The organism is Burkholderia sp. D-99 (assembly GCF_011605345.1).
Taxonomy (GTDB): domain Bacteria; phylum Pseudomonadota; class Gammaproteobacteria; order Burkholderiales; family Burkholderiaceae; genus Burkholderia.
The window spans coordinates 1,132,883-1,150,134 of sequence record NZ_JAAOXM010000001.1 but is presented as its reverse complement, the minus strand read 5'-3'; the positions used below and the strand labels follow the sequence as shown (position 1 = coordinate 1,150,134).

Sequence of the window (17,252 nt, the reverse complement as noted above, 5' to 3'; positions counted from 1 at the left end):
CACGCACGGACGAGGAGGCGGCATGGACGGTTGGGGATGGGTGAGCTACCTGGGCATGGACCCGGACGGCTGGGGCGTCGCGCTGCTGCAAGGCGCGGGCGTGACGCTCGAGATTTCGCTCGGCGCGTTCGTCGTCGGCATCGTGCTCGGGTTGCTGGGCGCGGCCGCGAAGCTGTCCGGCGTGCGCGCGCTCGAACGGATCGCGCAGGGATACACGACACTGTGCCGCGCGGTGCCCGAATTGCTGCTGATCCTGCTGCTCTATTACGCGGGCACCGACGCGATCAACCTGCTGATGACGGCGATCGGCGTCGGGCCGATCGCGGTCAACGGCTTCGCGGCGGCGGTGATCGTGCTCGGCATCGTGCAGGGCGCGTATGCGGCGGAGATCATCCGCGGCGCGATCCTCGCGATCCCGTACGGGCAGATCGAGGCCGGCCGCGCGTTTGGCGCGCCGCCGGGGCTCGTGTTCCGGCGCGTGACGCTGCCGGCGATGGCGCCGTACGCGCTGGCGGGCTTCGCGAACCTGTGGCTGATCCTCGTGAAGGACAGTGCGCTGATCAGCGTGGTCGGCTACAGCGAGCTGCTCTACACCGCGAAGCAGGCGGCCGGCTCGACGCGCGAGTACATGCACTACTACCTGATGGTGGCGGCCGTGTATTTCGCGATCACGTCGCTGTCGGGTGTGCTGTTCCGCGAAATCGAACGTCGCTTCGGCCGCTGGATGCCGGCATCGTGAGCCGCACCGCGCCTTTCCGCATGCTTTCCCATCGAACCGGATCAACGTCATGGATCTGAGCGTATTGTCTTCCTACGGGTCGCTGCTGCTGCTCGGCGTGCTGACCACCGTCAAGCTGCTCGTCATCTCGGCCGTATTCGGCTTCGCGCTCGCGATCGCCGTCGCGTTCGCGCGCCTGTCGCCGAACCCGGTCATCGCGCGCGTGAGCAAGGGGTTCACCGAGGTGATACGCGGCACGCCGCTGCTCGTGCAGATCTATCTGATCTACTATGGCGTCGGCTCGTTGTTCGCGGGCTGGCCCGCGCTGCGCGACAGCGTGTTCTGGCCGTTCCTGCGCGACGGCTTCTGGTATGTCGCGTTCGCGCTCGTGATCAGCGTCGGCGCGTATGTCGGCGAGGTGCTGCGCGCGGGCTTGCGCGGCGTGCCGAAAGGCGAGATCGAGGCCGCGCGCGCGATGGGGATGCGCCCGTCGATGATCGCACGGCGCGTGTGGCTGCCGCGTGCGGTCCAGATCCTGTTGCCGACGCTGGCAGGCGAGACCGTGATGCTGCTGAAATCGACGGCGCTCGCGTCGACGGTCGCGGTGATGGACGTGCTCGGCGCCGCGAACTACATCCGCGCGCAGACGCTGCGGACCTACGAGCCGCTGCTGGCGATCGCGGTGATCTATGTCGCGCTCGCGTTCGTGATCGAGCGCGCGTTCGGCCGGCTCGAGCGGCGTGTGCCCGTGCGCATGCCGCGCTGAATGAACCCACTGACGGCGCGGCAGCCGGACGGGCGCCGCGCGATGGAGGATGCATGAACTATTCGAAGCTGGTCGATCGCCTGCAGGGCAAGCGCACGAGCGCATGGGACATACATTACGCGGCGCAGCAGGCGGTCGCGGCCGGCGAGCCGGCGATTATCCTGAGCGTCGGCGATCCCGATTTTTCGACGCCCGACGTGATCGTCGAGCGTGCGGTCGAAGCGCTGCGCGGCGGCGACACGCATTACAGCGAAGTGCGCGGCCGCGCCGAACTGCGCGGGACGATCGCGCGCGAGCACACGAAAGCGTCGGGGCAGGCAGTCGGCGCCGAGCACGTGATCGTGACGGCCGGTGCGCAGAATGCGCTGTTCGCGATGGCGATGTGCCTGTGCGAGGCCGGCGACGAAGTGCTTGTGCCCGAGCCGATGTACCTCACTTACGAGGCGAGCGTGCGCGCGTCGGGCGCGACGCTCGTGCCGGTGCCGGTCGACGCGTCGCGCGGCTTTCATCTCGACTTCGACGCGCTCGAAGCGGCCGTGACGCCGCGCACGAAAGCGATCTTCTTCGCGACGCCATGCAACCCGACCGGCGTCGTGATGCCGCGCGCGGACCTCGAACGGATCGCACGGCTCGCCTGCGAGCGCGATCTGTGGGTCGTGTCCGACGAGGTGTATGCGGCGCTGACGTTCGAGCGCGAGATGGTCAGCATCGCGTCGCTGCCGGGGATGGCCGAACGCACGGTGACGCTCGGCAGCCTGTCGAAATCCCATGCGATGCCGGGCTGGCGGGTCGGCTGGGCGATCGGCCCGACGGAGCTGATCGAGCACGCGGAGCGGCTCGCGCTATGCATGCTGTACGGGCTGCCGGGTTTCATCCAGCAGGCGGCCGTCACCGCGCTCGACAACCGGGCCGCGATCGTCGCGGACATGCGCGAACTCTACCGGCGCCGCCGCGATCTCGCGTACGCGCGCCTGCGCGACGTGCCGGGGCTGCGCTGCCTGCTGCCGGAGGCGGGGATGTTCATGATGGTCGACGTGCGCGGCACCGGGCTGGACGCGCATGCGTTCACGTGGGGGCTGTTCCGCGCGAAGCAGGTCGCGCTGCTCGACGCGAGCGCGTTCGGCGACACCGCGTCGGGTTTCGTGCGCTTCGGCTTCGTCGTCGACGACGCGCGGCTGACCGACGCGTGCGAGCGCATTGCCGCGTTCGTCGCAGGCCTCGACTCCGGTTCGCACTCGACTTCGTGAATCGCCGTGAATCACCGTGAATGACGCGCCGGTCCTGAAGGAGAAAAGACGATGATCGAAACGCTTGCCTGGCAGGTGCCGGGCGACAACGGGCAACCGCTCGCGATCCGCGCATGGCGGTTGTCGGCCGGCGACGGGCCGCGCGTGCACCTGCAGGCCGGCGTGCATGCGGACGAGATCGCGGGCATGCTCGTGCTGCACCGGCTGCTGCCGCAACTGTGCGCCGCGCACGATCGCGGCGTGCTGCGCGGCACGGTGACGGTCGTGCCGCAGGCCAACCCGCTCGGGCTCGCACAATTCCGGCAGGGGCGGCTGCTGGGCCGCTTCCACGAAGCGACACACCGCAATTTCAACCGGCATTTCCACGAATCCGCGGCGACGCGCCGGCCCGCGACGACGTTCGCCGCGTGGCAGCGCACGCTGCTTACCGCCGCGTGCGCTGCGGATATCGTGCTCGACCTCCATACCGATTCCGAGGCGCTGCCGTACGTGTACCTGCATCGCGACCTGTGGCCAGCCGGACGCGACCTCGTCGCGGCGCTCGGCGCCGATGTCGCGATCCTGTGGGACGAGGACGAAGACGGCGCGTTCGAAGGTGCCGTTGCTGCGCACTGGATGCGCGACGGCGGGCTGCGCGACCGGCTCGTCGCGACCGTCGAGCTGCGCGGGCAGTCCGACGTGTCGGACGCATTCGCCGAGCGCGACGCCGACGGCGTGCTCGCGTTCCTGCGCGGCCGTGGCGTGATCGCGGAATCGCCCGGCGCGCCCGACTGGCATGGCGAGGCCATACCGATCGCGCACATGGAAACGATCATCGCGCCCGCGTCGGGCGTGCTCGTCTACGAATGCGAACTCGGTGCAACGGTCGAGGCCGGCGAGCGCGTCGCGCGGATCGTCGCGCATCCTGGCGTGCCCGGCAGCGAGCACGTGCTGGTCGCGCCGCAGGCCGGGCGCATCGTCACACGCAACCGCGAGCGACTGGTCGCGCAAGGCGATGTCGCGTTGAAGCTGACGGGTTCGCGGCCGTCGGCCGGCTGGTCGGGCGGCGCGCTCGATCCATGAGCGGTGACGCGGGCCGGCCATGCTGCCGCCACACCCGGCACCGCTAGGGAAAACCATAGTGCCCGGAATGCTGCCCGCGAATGATCGAGTAAGCGCGCAGTCAGCTTCGCTGTTCAGAATCGCCTGACTCATACAAGAGCAAACCAGGAGACAGGCGATGCATGACGGGTTGGTCAAAAAAATCGAAGCGCATCCGAAATATGCGCTGCTCAAGCGGCGGCGCAACACGCTCGGCATCTGCCTGACCGTGCTGATGCTGATCGTGTACTACGGCTACATCGCACTGATCGCATTCGACAAGTCGTTTCTCGCGAAGCCCGTGAGCACCGGCGTGACGAGTGTCGGCGTGCCGATCGGCATGGCGGTGATCGTGTTCACCGTCGTCATCACCGGCATCTACGTGCGCCGCGCCAACAACGAATACGATCAACTGACGCAGGACATCCTGCAGGACGTCGCCCAATGAAGAAGACACATTTGACGATGCTGGTCGCGCTGCTGGCCGCGAGCGCTTGCGGCGTGGCCGTCGCGGGCGGCGGCGATGTCGGGCAGACCGCCAAGCAGGCGACCAACACCACGGCCATCGTCCTGTTTGCGCTGTTCGTGGCAGGGACGTTGTGGATCACCAAGTGGGCGGCATCCCGCACGCGTTCCGCCGCGGATTTCTATACGGCCGGCGGCGGCATTACCGGGTTCCAGAACGGGCTGGCGATCTCGGGCGACTACATGTCGGCGGCCTCCTTCCTCGGCATTTCCGCCGCGGTGATGACGTCAGGTTACGACGGCCTGATCTATTCGATCGGCTTTCTGGTCGGCTGGCCGATCATCACGTTCCTGATGGCCGAGCGGCTGCGCAACCTCGGCAAGTTCACCTTCGCCGATGTCGCGGGCTACCGCTTCGAGCAGGGGCCGATCCGCAGTTTCGCCGCGGTCGGCACGCTGGTGGTGGTGGCGTTCTACCTGATCGCGCAGATGGTGGGCGCGGGGCAGCTCATCAAGCTGCTGTTCGGGCTCGACTACTGGATGGCCGTCGTCATCGTCGGCGCGCTGATGATGGTCTACGTGCTGTTCGGCGGCATGACGGCCACCACCTGGGTGCAGATCATCAAGGCGTGCATGTTGCTTGCGGGCGTGACGTTCATGGCGATCATGGTGCTCGCGCAGTACGGCTTCAGCCCGGAGGCGCTGTTCGCCCATGCCGTGGAGGTCAAGACCGCAATCGCCGCGAACGCGGGCAAGTCGCCGGACGACGCGACCCGTATCGGGCTGTCGGTCATGTCGCCGGGCGGGTTCATCAAGGATCCGATCTCGGCCATCTCGTTCGGCATGGCGCTGATGTTCGGCACCGCCGGCCTGCCGCACATCCTGATGCGCTTCTTCACGGTGCCGGATGCGAAGGAAGCGCGCAAGTCGGTGTTCTGGGCCACCACCTGGATCGGCTATTTCTACGTGCTGATCTTCATCATCGGTTTCGGCGCGATCACGCTGGTGCTGACCAATCCTGAACTGGCCGACGTGGCCAAGGGCGTGATCAAGGGCGGTGCGGGCACGGCCAACATGGCCGCGGTGCTGGTGGCCAAGACGGTGGGCGGCGACGTGTTCTACGGCTTCATCTCGGCCGTGGCCTTCGCGACGATTCTGGCGGTGGTCGCCGGGCTCACGCTGTCCGGCGCCTCCGCGGTGTCGCACGATCTCTACGCCACCGTCTTCAAGAACGGCAAGGCCGACAGTGCCGACGAGCTGAAGGTGTCGCGCATCACGACGCTGGTGCTCGGCGTGATCGCCGTGCTGCTGGGCATCGCGTTCGAGAAGCAGAACGTCGCGTTCATGGTGTCGCTGGCCTTTGCCGTGGCGGCGTCGGCCAATTTCCCGGTGCTGTTCCTGTCGATGATGTGGAAGGGATGCACCACGCGGGGCGCAGTCATCGGCGGGTTCCTGGGGCTGGTCTCGTCGGTGGGGCTGACCATCGTGTCGCCGTCGGTGTGGGAGGCGACGCTCGGTTATCCGAAGGGTTCGGCGTGGTTCCCGTACACGTCGCCCGCGCTGTTCTCGATGACGATCGGCTTCGTGGGCGTGTGGCTGTTCTCGGTACTCGACACGAGCGCACGAGCGAAAGCGGAGAAGGGGGCGTTCGCCGCGCAGCAGGTGCGTTCGGAAACGGGGCTGGGGGCGACCCGCGCCAGCAGCCACTGACCGGCCGCAGGCCACGCCCGCCCCCGGGCCGACGATGCAGTGGATCGCATCGCCGGCCCCGGGGCGGGCGGTATCGTTTCATCCGTCCGTCGAATGATTCGCCGGCAATGAAAAATCGCGAATTCGACCGGATTCGCCGATAATGCGCAAACGTTTTACGAAAACCGTATTGCGGTTAATTCGCGGATAAAACAAATAAAAATAGAATATTCGTATCCCGGATTTTCCGGCCGCGCAGCAGCGCCGCGCGAAGCCTTTAGGCATGAGGTTAACGGCAGATCCCGGCAATACTTTAGGGTTCTTTCGCCGCAATTATTCATTTCGTTTTTATCGATGAACGATTGATTTCCGGTCATCGGAGCGTCATACACCATCCCCGATAATTCGGCGCTCACATTCTTTCAATAGACCAAAGGGCGATCGAAGCCGGATCGCTGCGGGGAGCTGTACTCATGACCATCCGTCATCGCATTACGCTGCTAGTCGTCCTGACGTTCTTCGCGCTGTCCGCGATCGGCATCTATGCCGTGTACCAGACGCGCAAGAGCGCGTCCGAGGTGCGCCAGGTCACCCAGGGAATCGTGCCGAGCGCGCTCGCGTCGGCGGATGTCGTCGCCGATGTGAAGAACATCCAGATCGCGACGATGACGCTCGTCTACGCGCCCGACGCGAATACTGCCGCCCAGGCGCGCGACGAGCTGAAGGCGAAGCAGGCCGCGCTGCGCGCCGCACTCGACGTGCAGGCGAAGTCGGCGGTCGGCCAGGCGCAGGTCGGGCTCGTGTCGCAGGCGAAGGACAGCGCCGCGAACTATTTCGCGGCGATCGACGATACCGTGAAGATGAAGGCCGACGGCAAGCCCGAGATGGCGCAGGCGTACCTGTTCGCGAACGTCGCGCAGTATCGCGACGAACTCGAAAGCATCGTCGACACGCTGCGCGTCGAGAAGAACCGCCAGAAGGACGTCGCGATCAGCGCGCTGAACGGGATGCTCTCGACGACGGCGACCGCGATCGCGGGCGTCGCCGGCACGGTGATCGTGCTGCTGACCGCGCTCGGCTTGCTGCTGTATCGCCAGATCACGCGCCCGCTGATCGGGATGCAGACGGCGATGAGCGAGATCGCGACGAGCCAGGATTTCACGCGCCGCGTGCCGGTGGGGCGGATGGACGAAATCGGCCATTCGATCGTCGCGTTCAACGGGATGATCGAGAAGATCCAGGAGAACGCCGCGCAGCTCAAGCAGAAGACGGCGGACATCCAGGCGATGCTGCAGAACATGCAGCAGGGGATCCTGACCGTCGTCGAAGGCGGCGTCGTGCATGCCGAGTATTCGGCGTACCTCGAAACCATCTTCGAGACGAACGACATCGCCGGCCGCGACCTGATGGCGCTCGTGTTCGACGATTCGGCGATCGGCGCCGACGCGCGGTCGCAGGTCGACGCAGCGGTGCACGCCTGCCTCGGCGAAGACAGCATGAACTTCGAGTTCAATGAGCACCTGCTCGTGAATGAAGTCGCGAAGCGGATGCCGGACGGTCGCGAGAAGTGGCTCGACCTGAGCTGGTCGGCGATCACCGACGAGACCGACACGGTCGTGCGCCTGATGCTGTGCGTGCGCGACGTGACCGAGATTCGCGATCTGACCGCGCAGGCCGGCGAGCAGCAGCGCCGCCTCGAGATGATCGGCGAGATCCTGTCGATCAGCCAGGACAAGTTCCACGACTTCGTGCACAGCGCGAAGGGCTTCCTCAGCGAGAACGAGCGGATGATCCGCCAGCACGAGCGCGCCGATCACTCGATCGTCGCGGCGCTGTTCCGCAACATGCACACGATCAAGGGCAATGCACGCACGTACAGCCTCCAGCACCTGACGAACATCGTTCATGAGGCGGAGCAGGCGTACGACTCGCTGCGCCGCGCGGACGGTGGCCCCGAGTGGAACCGCGACGCGCTGATGGACGACCTGGCCCGCGTGCGCGACGCCGTCGAGCACTATGCGACGATCAATGCGGTCACGCTCGGCCGCAGCGGCGAAGCGGCGCAGGGCGGCGCCGACTTCCTGATGGTCGAACGCGCGCACATCAGCGAGAGCCTGCGCGTGCTCGACGGTGCCGATCCGGCGAACGCGGCCGACTGGCACGCGGCACGCGATGCCGTACGCCGCATGCTGAGCCAGCTCGGCACGCAGGGGATCGGCGATGCGCTCGGCGGCGTGATCGAGTCGCTGCCGTCGCTCGCGGCCGAACTCGGCAAGCCGGCGCCCGTCGTGCATATCGACAGCCACGGCCACCGCGTGCGCAGCGAAATCGCCGCGACGCTGAAGAACGTGTTCATGCACCTGCTGCGCAATTCGATCGACCACGGCATCGAATCGTCCGACGAACGGCGTGCGGCCGGCAAGGCGGCATCCGGCACGATCGACATCGCGGTCGGCGTGGGCGGCGGCGAGCTGTGGTTCGTGCTGAGCGACGACGGCCGCGGCCTCGCGCTCGACCGGATTCGCGGCATCGCGCGCGAGCGTGGCTGGATCGATGCCGACCACGACGCGGCGCTGTCCGACGACGCGGTCGCCGAGCTGATCTTCCGGCCGGGCTTCTCGACCGCGAGTGCCGTGACCGAAGTGTCGGGGCGCGGTGTCGGCATGGACGCGGTGCGCAACTTCCTGAAGCGCGACGGCGGCGATATCGCGCTGCGCTTCACCGACGATCGCGTCGGCGCGCCGTATCGCGCGTTCGAGACGATCGTGTCGCTGCCGGCCCGCTTCGCGGCGGAGGGTGCCGCTCACGAGCGCGCGCACAGCGCGGACATCGGCGCAGTGGAGTGACGAAGTGATCGTGCAGGCGTGGATGATCCAGATGGCCGCCGCACTGGCAGGCGGCGCAGTCGTCGCAGTCGTGGCGGCGCTCGTATTTCGCGTGACGCGCAAGCGGCTCGTCGCGGCGCTGGCGCACGATGCGCACGCGTTGCGCGGCGCGCTCGACGCGGCCGACGAGCGTGCCGAACAGGCGGCGTTCGCGCACGCGGAGGCGGCCGACGCTTGGGCGCACCGCGAGGCGCAACTCGAGGATGCGCTGGCGCGCGAGACTTCCGCGACCGGCACGCAGCGCGACGCGCTGCAGGCGCTGTCGGCCGATCGCACCGCGCTGGCGCAGCACGCGATGAAGATCGCCGACGAGGCTGCGCGCTTGCGCGGGCTCGCCGGCACCTTCGAGCGCTGGCACGAGCAGATGATCTCGCTGACGACGCAGAACCAGGACATGCGCGCGAAGAACCAGGAGCTGTCGGCGATCGTCGCGCACGTGTCGATCGTGTCGTTGAACGCGTCGATCGAGGCGGCGCGCGCCGGCACGGCCGGGCGCGGCTTCTCGATCGTCGCGAGCGAGGTGCGCGGGCTGGCCGCGCGCTCGCAGCAACTGTCGAACAGCTATCGCGACAGCCTGAACCGCAACGATCTCGTGACGGCCGCGACGTTCCAGGATATCCAGGCCGGCGGCAAGATGATCACGGCTGCGCTGGCGACCGTCGAGACGCTGGCCGGGCAACTGCACGCGCGGATCGAAGGAGGCGCGGCGTGATCGGCGCGCAGGCGAAAGCGGGCTTCGAGCGGATTTTCTTCGACGCGGCGCGCACGCGGCTCGCATCGGGCGGCGCGTGCGACATCCGGCCGGCCGTCGGCCCCGCACACGACGGGCCCGATCACGCGCACGCGAAATCGCGCACGAAGCCGAAGGTGCCCGAGCACGTCGCGGTGCTGACGATCTCGGCGCTGCATTTCCGCCTGCTGCTCGCGCTGCGCTTCAGCGATGACGATGCGACGCGCCGCCATTTCGCCGGCGCGACGGCGGGCACGAGCAGCCAGCGGCCGCTGCCCGAAGCGTTCATGGAAGTCGCGAACCTGTGCTGCGGCGCGATCAACCAGGCGCTCACCGCGTCGTTTCCCGATTTGGGGATGTCGACGCCTTATCTGCTGAGCGGATCGAGCATCGACTACCTGAGCGCGCTTGCGCCCGATCACGTGACCGCTTACGACCTGACGCTCGATGGCGACGTGCGGGTCGGCGCGACGCTGTGTGTATGCGCGAACGCGCCGGTCGATTTCCATGTGCCGGAAACGGCCGTGATGGAAACCGGCGGCGAGCTCGAACTGTTCTGACCGATCCCGATCGACCCTGACCGACCATTAGGAACCCTTGAGATGACCGTAGACCAACCCGTCAGCAAGGTGCTCGTGCTGGACGACAGTCGCGCGCACGCCGATGCGATCAAGCGTTTCTGCGACGAGCACAACCTGGTCGGCCTGACCGTGCGGCGCAACCGGCTGCTGAAGGTGCTGCGCTCGAACATCGATCTCGGTGCGATCCTGCTGGCCGAGGATTACGGCGGCTCGCCGGCCGAGAGCGCGATCATCGCCACGCAGATCGATGCGCTGCGCCCCGAGCTGCCGATCATCCTGCGCCGCGAATCGCTCGCGTCGCGCGACGGGCTGCCGGAGGCGCTCGCGCGCGTCGCATGCGCGGCCTACGTCGCGAGCGACATGACGCCGCTCAAGCGCGCGATCGACGAATACCTGTTCGGCCGCGATTACCCGAACGCACTCGTGCGCGGCATCTCGGAGATCACGGAGGCGCGCATCGACAGCCTGTTCCCGGGCATGACGATCGAGCACGAAACGCCGTGCATCGTGCGCGACCAGATCATCTTCGGCGAAGTGTTCAGCCTGATCGCGCTCGAAAGCGCGTGGTGCCGCGGCTACATGCTGTTGCAGACGAGCGAGCAGCCGCTGCTCGACATGATCGGCGGCACGCGCGACGCCGGCCGCGCGCCGGATTTCCGCGACGTGAACAGCGTGCTCGGCGAACTCACCAACCTCGTGTGGGGCGCGTTCAAGAACCGCTATCTCGGCGACGCCGAGGCACTGGCGCGCCATCCGGTGCAGGTGCCGCTCGTCGTCAATCACAAGCAGAAGTTCATCTCGTTCGGCGGCGACTGTCCGCAGCTCTGCTTCAAGTACCGGATGACCGACCCGGCATCGGGGCGCTCCGTCTGCCTCGACCAGCGCTTCGTGTTCAGCCTGAGCTGGTCGCCGGAGGATTTCCGCGAGTCGGTGCAGGACGTCGGGCCGATGGTCGAATCGGGTGAACTCGAACTGTTTTGAATGTTGAAGTCGCAACAAGGAAAGGGGAATACAGCATGGCAAAGATTCTGGTGGTCGACGATTCGGGCACGGTGCGCGACGAGGTCGCGGGCTTCCTGCGCAATCACGGGCTCGACGTCGCGACGGCCGTCGACGGCAAGGACGGGCTCGCGAAGCTCAAGGCGACGCCCGGCGTGCGCCTCGTGATCAGCGACGTGAACATGCCGAACATGGACGGCCTGACGATGGTCGAGAAGATCCGCGGCGAGCTGGCGAACTCGACGGTCAACGTCGTGATGCTCACGACCGAAAGCAGCCCGGCGATGAAGGAGCGCGGCAAGGCCGCCGGCGTGAAGGGCTGGATCGTGAAGCCGTTCAAGGGCGACGCGGTGCTCGACGCGCTGAAGAAGCTCGCGGGCTGACGCGCACCGGGTTGCAGCGCGCCCGCCATCGCCCGCGCATTCAGCGCTGCGGTTCGGGTTGCGCGGCCGCCGCGTCGCCGGTTGCGGCCGGCACGCGTGGCGCGGGCGTCTGCCATTGCACGACGATCATCCCCGCGAAGATCAGCGCGACGCCCGCGATGCGGCCGGGTGTCGCGAGCCGCTGCGCGAGCCCCATCAGCCCGTAGTGGTCGATCAGCAGCGACGCGAGCGTCTGCCCGGCGACGACGCAGACGATGAAGGTCGTCGCGCCGAGCCGCGGCGTCAGGATCAGCGCGAGCGTGATGTAGATCACGCCCGCGAGGCCGCCGAGCCATATCCACAGCGGGCGCTGCAGCGCGTCGCCGACGAGCGGCGCGTTCGCGCGGGTGGCCAGCAGCACGGGCAGTACCGCGAGCAGGCTGACTGTCAGCGATGCGACGCTCGCCCACAACGGGTGGCCGAGCGCGCGCCCGAGCGCGGCATTGCTGCCGCCTTGCAGCGGCACGAGCGCGCCGGCGACGAAAGCCGCGACGGCGAGCGGAAGGGTGGCGAGGGAAAGGGAGGTCGTCATCTTGGTCGGTCGTGAAAGGATATTGAAATGATTGTTATCCATTAAGATCACGAATGGAAATTCGTTCTTCGGATGCTTCATATTCCTTTCATGAATAATCTGTCCCGCATCGACCTGAACCTGCTCGTGACGCTGCACGCGTTGCTGAGCGAAAAACACATCTCGCGCACCGCCGTCCGGCTGCACCGCAGCCAGCCGGCCGTGAGCCACGCGCTCGCGCGGCTGCGCGAGATCTTCGGCGATCCGTTGCTCGTGCGGCGCGCGGGCCGGCTCGAGCTGACCGCGCGCGCGAACGAACTGGTCGAACCGCTGAACGATGTCCTGGGCCGGCTCGGCGCGCTGATCGAGCCGCCGGCGTTCGATCCGTCCGCGGCCACGCGCGTCTTTCGCATCGCGATGTCCGACTACGGCGCGCGGATCGTGCTGCCGGCGCTCGTGAAGACGCTGCGCGCCGACGCGCCGGGCATCGAGCTGATCGTGTCGCAGGCTACGCGCGAGGCGATGCGGATGCAGTTGATGGACGGCGAGATCGATCTCGCGCTCGGCGTGCTGCCCACGTTGCAGCGCGACCTGCACGCGCAACCGCTGTTCGTCGAATCGTTCGCGTGCGTGGCCGATGCGAGCCGCCTGCCGCGCCGCGGCGAACTCGCGCTCGACGCGTGGCTCGCACGGCCGCATGCGCTGGTCGCGATGCGCGACGGGATGGACAACGAAGTCGATCGCGCGCTCGCGCGGCTGCGGCGCGAGCGGCACATCGCGGTGATCCTGCCGTTCTGGGGTGTCGCGAACGACCTGATCGCCGGCACCGATCTCGTGCTGACCGTCGCGCGCCGCAATCTCGATCGCGTGCGCGACGATGCGCGCCTGCGCATGTTCGAGCCGCCGTTTCCGATCGATTCGTTCGAGTTCGCGCAGCACTGGCATGAACGCCGGCACGGCGATGCCGCGCATATCTGGTTGCGGCAGACGATCGCGCGGGTGGCGAGCGGCGGCTAGGGCCGGTTCACGCCGATTGCGGGCTTGCGAACGGTCGATGTCGGCCCGGGTCGCGCGGCGTGGCCGGTCGCGCGCAATTTACAGCGCGCCGCGATGTCCGTATCCTGCCCGATGCCGAGGGCGGCGTGCCTGCGCGACATGCGCAGCACGCCCGGCATCCACGACAATCAGGAACGGGACACCTTCCCATGAAAATCAAAATCGATCGGGTAGCGTTCGCGCGCGGCGCATGTGTGACGCTGGTGGCTGCGCTGGCAAGCGGGTGCGCCGGCGTCGGGCAGCAGAATGCACCGCAGGCCGCCGTCGACAGCGGTTCGTCGTACACGTGCAATCCCACGCAGCCCGACGGACTGGCAACGACCGGGACGGGTGCCAACGGCTGCTATTTCGTGCTGCACGATCCCGCGACGAAACAGGTGCTGCCGAACACGCGCTATGCGTTCGTGCTTTACACGAGCGCGGCCCAGAGCAACCAGGAACTCGAAGTCGAAGGCTCGACAGACGCGCAGGGGCGCACGGCCTATGTGCGTTCCGCGGCGCCGATCGATGCGGCGCGCATGGTGCTCATCCGCACGGTCGGTGACGGCTCGACGGGGCGCATTCCGGTGCTGGTCCGGCCAACGGACGGCAAGCGCATTCCGTTCGCGAAGTACAAGGTCACCGGCTGCAACGGCCCGTATGAAGGCGTGACCGACGAAACGGGGCGCGGCGTGATGTATCGCTGCAAGACGCAGTCGAAGATCGACGTGTCGTTCGATCGGTCACGCCCGTAGGGTGGGCGCGATGGTGTCGGATCCCGGCCGCCCCGCCGCGCAACCTGTCGAGGTGCTGATTGGCAAGGGCGTCGTCTTTACTGTGCTGGGCACGTGCATGCTGGTCGGCACTGCGCTGTACGCGCAGTCGACGCGTGAATTCCTGCGGACGTCGATCGTCGTGCCGGGGCGCGTCATCAAGCTGAACGCGGGCCCGCATCATCCGGAGATCGCGTTCACGACGCTCGCGGGCGAGCAGGTCGAATACCCGCAGGGCGGCGAGGTCAGCGAGCAGGACGGCGCGGCCGTCGAGGTGCGCTACACGCCCGACGAGCCCAGGATGAGCGCGCGGCTGAATACGTTCGGTGCGATCTGGGGGGACGTATTGATGATAGGCGGGATGGGCACCGTCTTTTTCCTGGGCGGCGTCGGTCGACTGCGCTCGGGCGTGCGCGCGTGGCGCAGCAGGCGCAAGCGCGCGTGAGCGGTTGAGCCCGCTGCGCCGCGACTGGACGCCGCACGGAATGTGGAGGACCATTTCAACACCGTGCCGCGAGCGTGCGTGCATCATCGCCGCGCGCTCGCGCCGCATCGCATCCTGCCGAACCCCGACGAGCGGAACATCATGGAATCCGATCAAGAGACTGCCGAGCCGATCCTGTTGCGCGACGCGCACGACGGCGTCGTCACGCTGCGCCTGAACCGTCCGCAGCAATTCAACGCGTTGTCCGAGGCGATGCTCGCGAGCCTGCATGACGCGTTCGACACGCTGGCGGCCGATCCGCACGTGCGCTGCGTCGTGCTGGCCGCCGAAGGCAAGGCGTTCTGCGCAGGCCACGACCTGCGGCAGATGCGCAGCAAGCCGGAGCTCGACTACTACCGCACGCTGTTCGCGCAGTGCAGCCGCGTGATGCTCGCGATGCGCGCGTTGCCGGTGCCGGTGATCGCGCGTGTGCAAGGCATTGCGACGGCGGCCGGCTGCCAGCTCGTCGCCGCGTGCGACCTGGCGATCGCGGCCGATACCGCGCGCTTCGCGGTATCGGGCATCAACGTCGGGCTGTTCTGTTCGACACCGGCCGTTGCGTTGAGCCGCAACGTCACGGCGAAGCGCGCGTTCGACATGCTCGTGACCGGGCGCTTCGTCGATGCGGCCACGGCCGCCGCGTGGGGGCTCGTCAACGAGGCCGTGCCCGAGGATGCGCTCGACGCGGCCGTCGCACGCAAGGTCGCCGAGATCGTCGCGAAGAGCCCGGCCGCGGTGCGGTACGGCAAGCAGATGTTCTACCGCCAGCGCGAGCTGCCGCTCGACGAAGCCTATGCGTATGCGGGCGACGTGATGGCACGCAACATGATGGAAGAGGATGCGGGCGAGGGGATCGACGCGTTCCTCGAGAAGCGCAAGCCGACGTGGCGCTCGTAGTGCGTCGTCGCAGGCGGGCGAAGGAAGCGGAAGGGCCGTAACCCGCGCCTTTTCCGCACACCGGAAAGCAAACAGGCCGCCCGAGGCGGCCTGCAAGCGAAGCGGCACGTACGGCGACGCGATAGCGCGCCGCCGCCTCGCCCCGGGTCAGCGCCCGTAGCTCCCGGTCCGCAGCGCCGGCTGTTCGCTCGACGCACCCGGCGGCACGATCACGACCGGCACGCGGCGCGCGAGTGCGCACATCAGCTCGTAGCCGATCGTGCCGCTGGCTTCCGCCACGTCATCCACCTTCACCTGGTCGCCCCACAGCTCGACACTCGAACCGATGCCCGCGTTCGGGCACGGCGTCAGGTCGACGGTCAGCATGTCCATCGACACGCGGCCGACGACGCGCGTCATCACGCCGTCCACCGCGATCGGCGTGCCGGTCGGGGCGTGGCGCGGATAGCCGTCCGCGTAGCCGCACGCGACGACGCCGATCCGCATCGGCCGGTCGGCCGTGAAGCGACGGCCGTAGCCGACGGTTTCGTCCGGCGACAGCGTCTGCACGCCGATGATCCTGCTCGTCAGCGTCATCGCGGCCATCAGCGGCGTGTCGGCGATATCCCGTGCCGCACCCGTCGGCGATGCACCGTACAGGATCGTGCCGGGCCGCACCCAGTCGCGGTGCGCGTGCGGATGCCACAGCACGGCTGCCGAGTTCGACGTCGAGCGCTCGCCCGGAATCCCCGCCGTGGCCGCGTCGAACTGTTCGAGCTGCCAGTCGGCTTCGCCTTCGTCGGCGTTCGCGAAATGCATCATCAGCGTGATCTTGCCGATCGACGGCGCGCTCGCAGCACGCTCCCACGCGGCACGAAACGCGGTGGGCCGGTAGCCGAGCCGGTTCATCCCGGAGTTCATCTTGAGCTGGATGTCGATCGGCTGCTGCGGCCTTGCCGCGATCAGCAGGTCGAGCTGCTCGTCGCAGTGCACGGCCACCGTCAGGCGGTGACGATCGGCCAGCTCGACGTCGGCCGGCTCGAAGATCCCTTCGAGCAGCAGCACCGGCTTGTCCCAGCCGAGCTCGCGCACGCGCACGGCTTCGGCGAGGTCGAGCAGCGCGATGCCGTCGGCAGCCGCGAGGCCCGGGTAGATCCGCTCGATGCCGTGACCGTATGCGTCGGCCTTGACCACGGCCCATACGCGCGATTGCGCGGCGGTGCGTCGGATGAAGTCGAGGTTGTGGCGGATGGCGTCAGGGCGGATATGGGCGACGATGGGGCGGGGCATGGCGATGTCTCGGATCGGATGTCGTTCGGCGCGCGGCGGCGCGGGTTCGGCAGCTCGGCGCAGAAACGCGCCGGGCCAGTGTCGAGCGCTATCTTATTGGTGTTCGACCAGTTTTAATTAACGTATTTGTCGACGATTTGGTGGAAATTTGTGTGTCTGATCTGGCTGGCCGCGGCTGTCTGTGGGCCGCGCAGCCGAGTCTCCCGTCTAGAAAAGCGGTGCGCGAACAGCACGACGCAATGCTAAGCTCTCGGCGATCTTGTCATTGATCAATGTAATCATAAAGGAGGAGACTTTTGATGACGACGTCCCAGCTGTGCCTGTTCATCGTGGCGCTGTTGCCGTTCCCGATGACGTTTCTCGCGAAGGCTCGCAAGGGCTACGACAACCGCACGCCGCGCGACTACCTGGCGAAGCTCGAAGGCTGGCGCGCGCGAGCACAGGCCGCGCACCAGAACGCGTGGGAGGCGCTCGCGCTGTTCACGGCCGCGCTGGTGGTGGCGTGGCACAACGGCGCGAACGTGCATCGCGTCGACCAGCTTGCGATGGCGTTCGTCGCGATCCGCGTCGTCTATATGCTGATGTACCTGCTGAACTGGGCGTCGCTGCGTTCGCTCGTGTGGTTTGGCGGGATGGCGTGCGTGGTCGCGTTGTTCTTCGCCGCGCCGTAAGCGCCGGCGGGCAACGCGAGGCCGGCTTCG

Annotated in this window: 18 protein-coding genes; 16 read left to right on the top strand and 2 right to left on the bottom strand. The window is 67.6% G+C overall.

What is annotated here, in order from left to right; all coding sequences use genetic code 11:
• The first annotated feature begins 22 nt into the window (after positions 1-22).
• The 11 genes from HAV18_RS05010 to HAV18_RS04960 all read left to right on the top strand — a co-directional run bounded on the left by HAV18_RS05010 (position 23) and on the right by HAV18_RS04960 (position 11,543).
• Positions 23-739 (top strand): ABC transporter permease, encoded by a 717-nt coding sequence (locus HAV18_RS05010; protein ID WP_166953361.1) that lies wholly within the window; start codon positions 23-25, stop codon positions 737-739.
• Positions 740-788: 49 nt separating this feature from the next.
• Positions 789-1,484, top strand: a complete 696-nt coding sequence (locus tag HAV18_RS05005) for an ABC transporter permease (protein ID WP_166953359.1) — start codon at positions 789-791, stop codon at positions 1,482-1,484.
• Between the two features lie 53 nt (positions 1,485-1,537).
• Entirely contained in the window at positions 1,538-2,731 is a 1,194-nt protein-coding gene (locus HAV18_RS05000) for a pyridoxal phosphate-dependent aminotransferase (RefSeq protein ID WP_166953358.1), read from the top strand.
• 51 nt (positions 2,732-2,782) lie between these two features.
• On the top strand, positions 2,783-3,793 hold the full coding sequence (locus HAV18_RS04995; protein WP_166953356.1) for a succinylglutamate desuccinylase/aspartoacylase family protein: 1,011 nt from the start codon (positions 2,783-2,785) through the stop codon (positions 3,791-3,793).
• Between the two features lie 157 nt (positions 3,794-3,950).
• Positions 3,951-4,259, top strand: a complete 309-nt coding sequence (locus HAV18_RS04990; RefSeq protein WP_166953354.1) for a DUF485 domain-containing protein — start codon at positions 3,951-3,953, stop codon at positions 4,257-4,259.
• Complete coding sequence (locus HAV18_RS04985; protein ID WP_166953352.1) at positions 4,256-5,986, top strand: cation acetate symporter; 1,731 nt, start codon at positions 4,256-4,258, stop codon at positions 5,984-5,986. The genes HAV18_RS04990 and HAV18_RS04985 overlap by 4 nt, the downstream gene beginning before the upstream one ends.
• A 452-nt stretch (positions 5,987-6,438) precedes the next feature.
• A complete protein-coding gene (locus tag HAV18_RS04980) occupies positions 6,439-8,811 on the top strand; it encodes an MCP four helix bundle domain-containing protein (RefSeq protein ID WP_166953350.1) in 2,373 nt (790 codons plus the stop codon).
• Between the two features lie 22 nt (positions 8,812-8,833).
• On the top strand, positions 8,834-9,562 hold the full coding sequence (locus HAV18_RS04975; protein ID WP_166954144.1) for a methyl-accepting chemotaxis protein: 729 nt from the start codon (positions 8,834-8,836) through the stop codon (positions 9,560-9,562).
• Positions 9,559-10,140 carry a hypothetical protein gene (locus HAV18_RS04970; protein WP_166953348.1) on the top strand — a complete coding sequence of 194 codons (582 nt, stop codon included), beginning with the start codon at positions 9,559-9,561 and terminating at the stop codon, positions 10,138-10,140. Before HAV18_RS04975 ends, HAV18_RS04970 begins: the two co-directional genes overlap by 4 nt.
• A gap of 42 nt (positions 10,141-10,182) precedes the next feature.
• Positions 10,183-11,142, top strand: coding sequence for a chemotaxis protein CheX (locus HAV18_RS04965; RefSeq protein ID WP_166953346.1), 960 nt, complete (start codon positions 10,183-10,185; stop codon positions 11,140-11,142).
• Between the two features lie 35 nt (positions 11,143-11,177).
• Positions 11,178-11,543 (top strand): response regulator, encoded by a 366-nt coding sequence (locus HAV18_RS04960; protein WP_011355572.1) that lies wholly within the window; start codon positions 11,178-11,180, stop codon positions 11,541-11,543.
• Positions 11,544-11,583: 40 nt separating this feature from the next.
• Here HAV18_RS04960 and HAV18_RS04955 read toward each other — a convergent pair whose 3' ends face one another.
• On the bottom strand, positions 11,584-12,114 hold the full coding sequence (locus tag HAV18_RS04955) for a DMT family transporter (RefSeq protein ID WP_166953344.1): 531 nt from the start codon (positions 12,112-12,114) through the stop codon (positions 11,584-11,586).
• Positions 12,115-12,204: 90 nt separating this feature from the next.
• On the opposite strand from HAV18_RS04955, the gene HAV18_RS04950 reads away from it, so the two are divergent.
• The 4 genes from HAV18_RS04950 (at position 12,205) to HAV18_RS04935 (ending at position 15,282) form a co-directional block, all read left to right on the top strand.
• Positions 12,205-13,110, top strand: a complete 906-nt coding sequence (locus HAV18_RS04950; RefSeq protein WP_166953342.1) for a LysR family transcriptional regulator — start codon at positions 12,205-12,207, stop codon at positions 13,108-13,110.
• Between the two features lie 188 nt (positions 13,111-13,298).
• The gene (locus HAV18_RS04945) at positions 13,299-13,883 is read left to right on the top strand and encodes a hypothetical protein (RefSeq protein ID WP_166953340.1); all 585 of its coding nucleotides are present in this window, start codon (positions 13,299-13,301) and stop codon (positions 13,881-13,883) included.
• 10 nt (positions 13,884-13,893) lie between these two features.
• Entirely contained in the window at positions 13,894-14,346 is a 453-nt protein-coding gene (locus HAV18_RS04940) for a DUF3592 domain-containing protein (protein ID WP_166953339.1), read from the top strand.
• Between the two features lie 141 nt (positions 14,347-14,487).
• Positions 14,488-15,282 carry an enoyl-CoA hydratase gene (locus HAV18_RS04935; protein WP_166953337.1) on the top strand — a complete coding sequence of 265 codons (795 nt, stop codon included), beginning with the start codon at positions 14,488-14,490 and terminating at the stop codon, positions 15,280-15,282.
• A 147-nt stretch (positions 15,283-15,429) separates the two neighbouring features.
• Here the strand turns inward: HAV18_RS04935 and alr are convergent, their stop codons facing one another.
• A complete protein-coding gene (gene alr, locus HAV18_RS04930; RefSeq protein WP_166953335.1) occupies positions 15,430-16,551 on the bottom strand; it encodes an alanine racemase in 1,122 nt (373 codons plus the stop codon).
• 299 nt (positions 16,552-16,850) lie between these two features.
• Here alr and HAV18_RS04925 point away from each other — a divergent pair, with 299 nt between their 5' ends.
• Positions 16,851-17,222: an MAPEG family protein gene (locus tag HAV18_RS04925; protein WP_166953333.1), complete on the top strand. Its 372-nt coding sequence runs from the start codon at positions 16,851-16,853 to the stop codon at positions 17,220-17,222.
• Positions 17,223-17,252 lie beyond the last annotated feature (30 nt).

Bases quoted from the DNA above. Each gene is read 5' to 3' on its own strand.
- HAV18_RS04995 (WP_166953356.1), top strand. From the start codon at position 2,783: ATGATCGAAACGCTTGCCTGGCAGGTGCCGGGCGACAACGGGCAACCG.
- HAV18_RS04925 (WP_166953333.1), top strand. From the start codon at position 16,851: ATGACGACGTCCCAGCTGTGCCTGTTCATCGTGGCGCTGTTGCCGTTC.
- HAV18_RS05010 (WP_166953361.1), top strand. From the start codon at position 23: ATGGACGGTTGGGGATGGGTGAGCTACCTGGGCATGGACCCGGACGGC.
- HAV18_RS04945 (WP_166953340.1), top strand. From the start codon at position 13,299: ATGAAAATCAAAATCGATCGGGTAGCGTTCGCGCGCGGCGCATGTGTG.
- HAV18_RS04950 (WP_166953342.1), top strand. From the start codon at position 12,205: ATGAATAATCTGTCCCGCATCGACCTGAACCTGCTCGTGACGCTGCAC.
- HAV18_RS04940 (WP_166953339.1), top strand. From the start codon at position 13,894: ATGGTGTCGGATCCCGGCCGCCCCGCCGCGCAACCTGTCGAGGTGCTG.
- HAV18_RS04985 (WP_166953352.1), top strand. From the start codon at position 4,256: ATGAAGAAGACACATTTGACGATGCTGGTCGCGCTGCTGGCCGCGAGC.
- HAV18_RS04975 (WP_166954144.1), top strand. From the start codon at position 8,834: ATGATCCAGATGGCCGCCGCACTGGCAGGCGGCGCAGTCGTCGCAGTC.
- HAV18_RS04960 (WP_011355572.1), top strand. From the start codon at position 11,178: ATGGCAAAGATTCTGGTGGTCGACGATTCGGGCACGGTGCGCGACGAG.
- HAV18_RS04990 (WP_166953354.1), top strand. From the start codon at position 3,951: ATGCATGACGGGTTGGTCAAAAAAATCGAAGCGCATCCGAAATATGCG.
- alr (WP_166953335.1), bottom strand. From the start codon at position 16,551: ATGCCCCGCCCCATCGTCGCCCATATCCGCCCTGACGCCATCCGCCAC.
- HAV18_RS04955 (WP_166953344.1), bottom strand. From the start codon at position 12,114: ATGACGACCTCCCTTTCCCTCGCCACCCTTCCGCTCGCCGTCGCGGCT.
- HAV18_RS05005 (WP_166953359.1), top strand. From the start codon at position 789: ATGGATCTGAGCGTATTGTCTTCCTACGGGTCGCTGCTGCTGCTCGGC.
- HAV18_RS04965 (WP_166953346.1), top strand. From the start codon at position 10,183: ATGACCGTAGACCAACCCGTCAGCAAGGTGCTCGTGCTGGACGACAGT.
- HAV18_RS05000 (WP_166953358.1), top strand. From the start codon at position 1,538: ATGAACTATTCGAAGCTGGTCGATCGCCTGCAGGGCAAGCGCACGAGC.
- HAV18_RS04935 (WP_166953337.1), top strand. From the start codon at position 14,488: ATGGAATCCGATCAAGAGACTGCCGAGCCGATCCTGTTGCGCGACGCG.
- HAV18_RS04980 (WP_166953350.1), top strand. From the start codon at position 6,439: ATGACCATCCGTCATCGCATTACGCTGCTAGTCGTCCTGACGTTCTTC.